Source organism: Yoonia rosea, assembly GCF_900156505.1.
GTDB lineage: Bacteria > Pseudomonadota > Alphaproteobacteria > Rhodobacterales > Rhodobacteraceae > Yoonia > Yoonia rosea.
In genome coordinates this window covers 267,940-275,013 of the sequence record NZ_FTPR01000004.1, presented here as the reverse complement: position 1 = coordinate 275,013, position 7,074 = coordinate 267,940, and the positions used below count along the sequence as shown (strand labels likewise).

At 59.6% G+C, this 7,074-nt stretch carries 6 protein-coding genes; all 6 read right to left on the bottom strand.

Annotated features, from left to right (window positions below):
- Window positions 1-64 precede the first annotated feature (64 nt).
- The 6 genes from B0B09_RS17565 to B0B09_RS17540 are packed head-to-tail and all read right to left on the bottom strand — an operon-like array spanning window position 65 to window position 6,900.
- Window positions 65-340 (bottom strand): hypothetical protein, encoded by a 276-nt coding sequence (locus B0B09_RS17565; RefSeq protein ID WP_131825045.1) that lies wholly within the window; start codon window positions 338-340, stop codon window positions 65-67.
- A gap of 19 nt (window positions 341-359) precedes the next feature.
- Window positions 360-1,688: a sigma-54-dependent transcriptional regulator gene (locus B0B09_RS17560; protein ID WP_076661163.1), complete on the bottom strand. Its 1,329-nt coding sequence runs from the start codon at window positions 1,686-1,688 to the stop codon at window positions 360-362.
- Window positions 1,685-3,424 carry a sensor histidine kinase gene (locus tag B0B09_RS17555; RefSeq protein WP_076661162.1) on the bottom strand — a complete coding sequence of 580 codons (1,740 nt, stop codon included), beginning with the start codon at window positions 3,422-3,424 and terminating at the stop codon, window positions 1,685-1,687. The genes B0B09_RS17560 and B0B09_RS17555 overlap by 4 nt, the downstream gene beginning before the upstream one ends.
- A gap of 4 nt (window positions 3,425-3,428) precedes the next feature.
- Window positions 3,429-5,438 carry a TRAP transporter permease gene (locus B0B09_RS17550; RefSeq protein ID WP_076661161.1) on the bottom strand — a complete coding sequence of 670 codons (2,010 nt, stop codon included), beginning with the start codon at window positions 5,436-5,438 and terminating at the stop codon, window positions 3,429-3,431.
- On the bottom strand, window positions 5,435-5,920 hold the full coding sequence (locus B0B09_RS17545; protein ID WP_242654499.1) for a DUF1850 domain-containing protein: 486 nt from the start codon (window positions 5,918-5,920) through the stop codon (window positions 5,435-5,437). Before B0B09_RS17545 ends, B0B09_RS17550 begins: the two co-directional genes overlap by 4 nt.
- The gene (locus tag B0B09_RS17540; protein ID WP_055295980.1) at window positions 5,917-6,900 is read right to left on the bottom strand and encodes a TAXI family TRAP transporter solute-binding subunit; all 984 of its coding nucleotides are present in this window, start codon (window positions 6,898-6,900) and stop codon (window positions 5,917-5,919) included. The genes B0B09_RS17545 and B0B09_RS17540 overlap by 4 nt, the downstream gene beginning before the upstream one ends.
- Window positions 6,901-7,074 lie beyond the last annotated feature (174 nt).

The window sequence follows — 7,074 nt, the reverse complement described above, 5'->3', positions numbered from 1 at the left end:
CCCGTAAGCCCGTCTGGCGCCCCGTCAGCACTTGTAAGCGCCGCCGGTGAAGGGGGTTCTACGGTTACTCGAAGATACCCGCAACCCCTTTTTTCAAAAAAATCAAAAGATCTTTTTTGTCACCGCAAAGGGCCCTGATCGCAGCGCTTTTCTTGGGAAAATCGGCCTTTCTACGCCTCTCGCCCCCGTGAAGCAGGCCGGAATCAGGGTGGGTTTGCCTGAAATGCGGTTTCAAACAGGCGCGGTTGATACTTTTTGATTCCTGCAATGCCATGCAAAGGCCGTCTTTTCCGGCGCGAGCGCGCAATCTCGAGGAATCGGCCCAATCGGGCTTTTCCAAAGAAGTGCGCAACACCTTATCAGCCGTCTTCGGATTTGCGCTCGTGATCGGTCGTAATCCCGTAACGCCGCATCTTGTCATTCAGGGTGCGGCGCGGAATGCCGAGAGACTGTGCCGCACGCAGGGTGTTTCCGGCATGGGCGTCCAGCACTGCCGCGATCTCGCGGGCTTCGAACTGCGCCACACGATCAGCCAAAGTCATGGGACCAGACGTCGGGGTGCCTGTGCCTTCAACCTCATAAAGTCCCAGCGCAAAAGCCTCAGCGCTTGTTTTCAGTTCGCGGACATTCCCTCTCCAGGCCTGCCGCTTGAGCTTTTGTGACAGTATCCAAGGAACCTCCGGGTCAGCCCGCCCGTAACGCCGCGCGGCAAGTTGGGCGTAATGTGCAAAGATCAGGGGAATATCCTCGCCTGCCTCGTGCAGGGTTGGCGTGGACAACTCGGCACCGGCCAGACGGAAAAAGAAATCGGGGCGGAATGTATCCAGCAATCGCAGATTGGTCTTGGTCGTGGCAACCACCCTGACATCAAGGTGCCGCGCATTTGCCTCGCCCATCCTCTCAAAGCTGCGTTCCTGTAATACGCGCAGCAGCTTGGCCTGAATGGCCATTGGCATTGTCTCGACCTCATCCAGCATCAGCGTGCCGCCATGGGCTGCCTCCAACTTGCCTGCCCGCCCCGCACTGTCATGTGCAAAAACGCCCTCGCCATGCCCGAACAGGATCGTCTCGGCCATGGCTTCGGGAAGAACGGCACAATTGAGTGCAACAAAGGGGCCGTCCGCACGGGCGCTTGCCGCATGAATTGCCCGCGCCGCAAGCTCTTTGCCGGTCCCGGTCTCACCCGTGATGACGACATCAAGATCGACGGATGCGAGCGCGGCAATGCGCTTGCGAAAGTCCCGCATGGCGCGTGATTTCCCCAGGATGCTGACATCGGCACGTTCCGCCAGCACCGTTTGCAACCGCGCGACCTCACGGCGGGCGGATTGCGCCTCAAGGGTCCGGCGCATGACCGCGAGAAGATGTGCAGATTCGTAAGGCTTCTCGAGAAAGTCCTCGGCGCCCGCGCGCATCGCCTCGACCGCATGACCGACATCGCCGTGGCCGGTCAGAAGCACGACAGGCACGCCCTGCTCTTGTGCCCGTAATGCTTTGACAAAGGCGATCCCGTCCATGCCCGGCATCCGCAGGTCGCTGATCACAAGATCCGGTTGCGCGGCCATCGCCTCAAGCGCTGCGGTCGCAGATGCGAACGCCTGCACCGCATAGCCAGAAGTTTCGACCAGATCAGCCAGTGCTGACAAATGGTCGGCATCGTCATCGACAATGAAGATCGTGGCACTCATGCCGCCTCGGCGCTTTTCTGGACGGCCAAAGGCAAGGTCACGGTCACCCGCGTGCCTTGGTTCTGATGTGAACGGATATCAAGCGTGCCATTGAAGTCAGAGATGATCGCTTTGCAAATCGCCAGACCAAGACCCAAGCCCGCACCGGTCAGCTTTGTCGAAAAGAAGGGTTCGCCCACTTTTGCCAAATCCGCGTCGGCGATGCCTTTTCCATTGTCCTGAACGCAGAGTTCGGCCTGACCGGCATGAGCCGTCACGGTCACGGTAATCTGCGCATCCGGCATATCCGCGACCGCATCCAGCGCATTGAGCAAAAGGTTGGCGACGACCTGTTCGATCCGGATTGCGCCAGCCATCACGTCGACCCTGCCCTCTGGCGCGTGAAACACAGGCACAACGCCAATCGCCCGTGCGCGCGGCGCAACGAGATCAAGCGCCGAAGTCACCGGCGCACAAAGGCCGACCAGCATCAGTTGCGGCACCTCTTTGCGGGCAAAGCTTTTGAGGTGTTTTGTCGTGCGCTGCATCCGGCGGATCAGGCCACGGGCTTTGTCCAACCGCCTGGCCGTTGCTGTGTCTTCCTGGTCGAGGCCAAGTTCGGCCGCCGACAGGGTGGCCTCCATGGCCGCGAGCGGCTGGCTGATTTCATGGACGATCGCTGTAGACATCCGCCCGAGAGCGGCCATCTTTTCGGTATGCACCAGCGCTTCCTGCGTGGCACGCAGGTCAATCTCGGCCTGCACCCGCGCATCCACCTCGCGCGCCAGATCGCTGGTACGCGCAATCACCATGGCTTCCAGTTTTTCGGATTGTGACAGGCGGAGCGCAATAATCTGCCTGCGCTGTTCCCAAGCCTTGAAAGCCGCAGCAATCGCGAGCGTTGCAAGGGCCGCCAAGGCCGCTGCCGCCAATGACACGAGCTGCATTCCCGCTGTCGCGCGCGCAGCGATCACCTGCCAGCCGGTGGATGGCATCGGGGTCAGGCGTGCGATCCAGCCATTCCCCACGGCGTCACTGCCTTCAATCGCCGTGCGGACAAGTGGCGCAGAGGTCGCGAAAGACACGCCCTCATAGGCGCGGGTCGCGACGATCTGGTCCATGACCTCCTGGCTGAGCGTGGATAATGCGCGGTATTGCCAGTCCGGCCGCGCTGAAAGAAACACCACGCCATTGGCATCGGCAAGGGCCACATCCGCATTGGCGCTGCGCCAGATATTCTCAAGCGGCCGCAGGTCCAGCTTGACGACCAGAACACCGCTGATGTTACCTACGTCAATTCGCGTCGACAGAAAGTATCCCGGCACACCGGTCGTGACACCGATTGCATAGAATTGCCCTTGGCCTTTCGCCATTGCCTCCTGAAAATAGGGGCGAAACCCGTAGTTCTCTCCGACGAAACTGCCTGCACGGTTCCAGTTCGAGGCCGCAATGGTTTCGCCCTCCGCGTCGATCAGGAAAAGCTCGCCCGCCTGCGCATGCACCGCCACGGTTTCCAGATAGCTGTTGGCCGCCTGTAACGAACCGGTGCCGGCCAGCGCATCGCGCACGCGCACATCCTCGGCAGCGACGGCAGGCAAGGAGCGCAACCGCTCAACTTCGGCCTCGACGGCGCGTTTGGTCAAAAGCAGCGTCTGGTCCAGTTCTGTCCGCGCTGCGCCAAGAACGAGGTTCTGCGCGACCACCCAGACCAGCACGGCAGCAAGCCCCGCAAGAAGAAGTGGCCGGACCAGCGCCATGGTGCTAGCCGTCCATGGCGCTCTGCGCGACTGCCGTACTGTCTGCACGGGCTTTGTCACGGCGCGCCTCGGACCAGTTCATGGCAAGCAACAGAACAATCAGCACCGCCGCTGCAATCTCGACCGTCAAGGACGGCCAGAACAGACCCACTACACCCGGCAGCAGCAGAACCCGCATCCAGACCTGCATCGGGCGCCACAGGAACCCCTCCAAGAGAGCCGCAAAGGCGGTCAGGCCAAGGATCGCAATGGCGCCGCTCCAGAGCACGAGCGGCAGTGGCCCGCCAAGGATGATTTCCTCGTTGAACACCATGAACAGCGGGATCAGATAAAGGCCCTTGGCGTATTTCCATGCCTGTATGCTCGTCTCCATCGGCTTTGACCCCGCAATCGCGGCACCGGCAAATCCGGCCAATGCCACGGGCGGCGTCACATTACTGTCCTGCGAATACCAGAAAACCACAAGATGCGCGATCAGGAGCGGGATGCCGAATTGTTCGGTCAGCGCAGGACCGACAAGGATGATCAGCACGATATAGGCCGCCGTCACCGGCAGGCCCATGCCCAACACGAGACTGGCCAGCAGCACAAGGATCAGCGCCAGCACGATATTGCCGCCCGAGAAGGCGATCATCATGGCAGAGAACTTGAGACCCAAACCGGTCAAGCCCACAACACCCACGATAATACCGGCCACAGCACAAGCGACCGACACAGCCACCGCATTGCGGGCACCCAGATCGAGCGCATCAAGTGTCAGCTTCAAACCGCGCGTGCACAGCCCGAAAAAGCCCTGCATAGTCGGACCGGACCGCGCAAACTCCCAAAGCGCCCGCGCCGAAGCTGCCGCCATGATCGACAAGATCGCATAGAAACCGACGCGCATCGGCGAATACCCTGCCACAAGCAACATCACCAAAGCGACAAGCGGCAACAAAAAGTGCCAGCCTTCGGCCAGAACCTTGCGCACGCTTGGCAGCTCTTCTGCTGTCAGGCCGGTCATGCCCTGTTTGACAGCGGCAATATGCACCAGCAGGTACACCGTGCCGAAATAGAGAACCGCAGGGAAGATCGAGACCAGCACGATATCCACGTAGGGCACGCGGGTGAATTCGCTCATCAGGAAAGCACCTGCGCCCATCAGCGGCGGCATGATCTGCCCACCGGTTGAGGCCGCGGCCTCGATCCCGCCAGCCTGTGCAGGGCGGTAGCCCAGTTTCTTCATCAAGGGAATGGTGAAGGCACCTGTTGTCACCACGTTGGCGATCGCAGACCCCGAGATCGAACCCATCCCCGCACTCGCGATCACGGCAGCTTTGGCCGGGCCGCCACGCTGTTTACCTGCGGCGGCATAGGCCAGATCAATAAAGAATTTGCCCGCGCCCGTGACCTCAAGGAAAGCGCCGAACAGCACAAAGATGAAAACGAACGTCGCCGCAACGCCCAAGGGGATACCGAAAATCCCCTCGGCCCCGAGTGTCATCTGGCTGGCGACACGGTCCAGCGAATAGCCGCGGTGGTTCAGGATACCGGGCATCCAATCGGCAAGGAACGGCAGTTCACCGCGACTGCCAGCAAAGGCGTAAGCAATAAAAAAGACCCCGATCAATGTCATGCCAAGGCCCACAGCACGGCGGGCGGCTTCAAGCACAACGAAAATCGTGACAACACCCATCCACACATCGATGTCGCGCGGGAAAATCTGGTTGGCGATGATGTCGATATTCATGGGCACCCAAGCACCCGCAGCAATGCTGAGCACGATCAGCGTGCCATCAATGGCCCATCCCAATGGACCACGCGCCTTGGCGCGACCAAAGGCGGGATAGATCAGGAAACACAAGACAAGCACGAACCCGAGGTGGATCGGACGTTGGAAGAACAACCCCAATGGCTGCACGCCCGCAGTATAAAGCTGGAACAGCGAGAGCGTGATCCCGATCACTGTGATCGCACGGATCACAAACCATGGAGCCGGCGCGTAGATCGGGTTGTCTTCAGTTGTCGTCGTCATTGTTCAATACTTCCCAAAAGAGCGATCCGCACACGTTCGCGCGGGGCGACGGCAGAGAGTGACACAACGGCCTCTCCGACCTGCAAGCGATGATCAACCGCGCCTTCCCCGGGACGCAGCACATAGGCGTTCCCCGGAACAGGTTCGTTGATATCGAGAATAAAGTACCCGCCCTGCCCGTCCGTGACCTGCCGCCCGCGCCCCGGAATGTGATCCAGCCCTGCGGCGAAATCAGGCAGATGCGCATGCATCAACACCATTTGGCCAGCCTGGTTCTCATAACAATCGGACACGGGAAATCCTTTGACCGAATGGTTCCAGAGCACACACCACTCTGTGCCTTGCGGCACATCAAAACGGGCAATCTCGGTGCCATCTTCGCGGGTCGCAACAAGCGTTTCGGCCCCGGCCAAAACCGGCAGCAGCAGTAGAATGAGAAGGGGGAGGACTTTGCCTCCCCCTTCCCAAATCGGTCTCATCATGGACGCAAGTCATCCGGAATGGTCACACCGACTTCTTCATAGTAGCGGATCGCACCAGGGTGCAGCGGCACAGGTGTCGCAGCAATTGTGAAATCAATTGTGGTCTCATTCGCAGCGGGGTGAACGGCCTGCAATTCAGCGATGTTTTCAAACATTGCCTTGGTGATGCTATAGGCAAGGTCGTCGGACATTTCGGACGATACTGTCAGCACGTTCGGAATACCCAGCACACTGATGTCTGCGTCGACGCCGTTGTAGCTGCCACCTGCAAGCGTTGTCATTGCAAAGGTCGCGTTTGCGTCCATCGCCGCGGCCATCTCGGCCTCGGTCAGTTCAATGATCACGATGTCCTGTGTTGTGGCCAAGTTCAGAATCGAGGATGTCGGCGCACCCACAGACCAGAAACCAGCGTCGATATCGCCGTTGCTCAGCGCATCAGCGGTTTCGTTGAAGTTCAAACGCTGCTCGTCAATATCATCATAGCTGATGCCATTGGCTTCCAGGATCGCATTTGTGTTGACTTCGGTACCAGAGCCCGGCGCACCGATCGACACGCGCTTGCCGCGCAGATCTTCCAGCGATGTAATGCCAGAACCTTCCAGCGCCACGATCTGCACCATGTTGGCATAGAGCGATGCAAGGCCGCGGACCATCGGCAGTTGCTGGCCCTCAAAGCGGCCTGTCCCTGTATAGGCTTGGGACACTGTATCAGCCAAACCAATAGCAAGATCTGCGTCACCTGTGGCGATCAGACCCATATTCTCGACCGACGCGCCTGTGACCTCGGCGGCTGCGGCATAGCCATCAATGTGGTTGTTGATGATTTCGGCAAGTCCGCCACCCATGGGGTAATAGACGCCACCAGTGCCACCAGTTGCGATTGAAAGCTGCTCTTGCGCCATCGCGGGCGCGCCAAAGCTCAATGCAACGACGGCTGCGCTCAGCAGGCCAGCGGGCCTGCGCAATACTTCTTTAAACATGTAGTCCTCCCAGATCAGGCTTAACACCCATAAATGTCACCCGGTTCGTTTCGGGTCGCGCCAAGGGTGGCGCAATTGCGCAGGGAATGGGACTCCTTTTTCGGGAGTTTTGCAAAAATTTATGGCAAGACATTGCCAGACCTAACGCAAATTCTCGCCAGACCGCGCGTACGT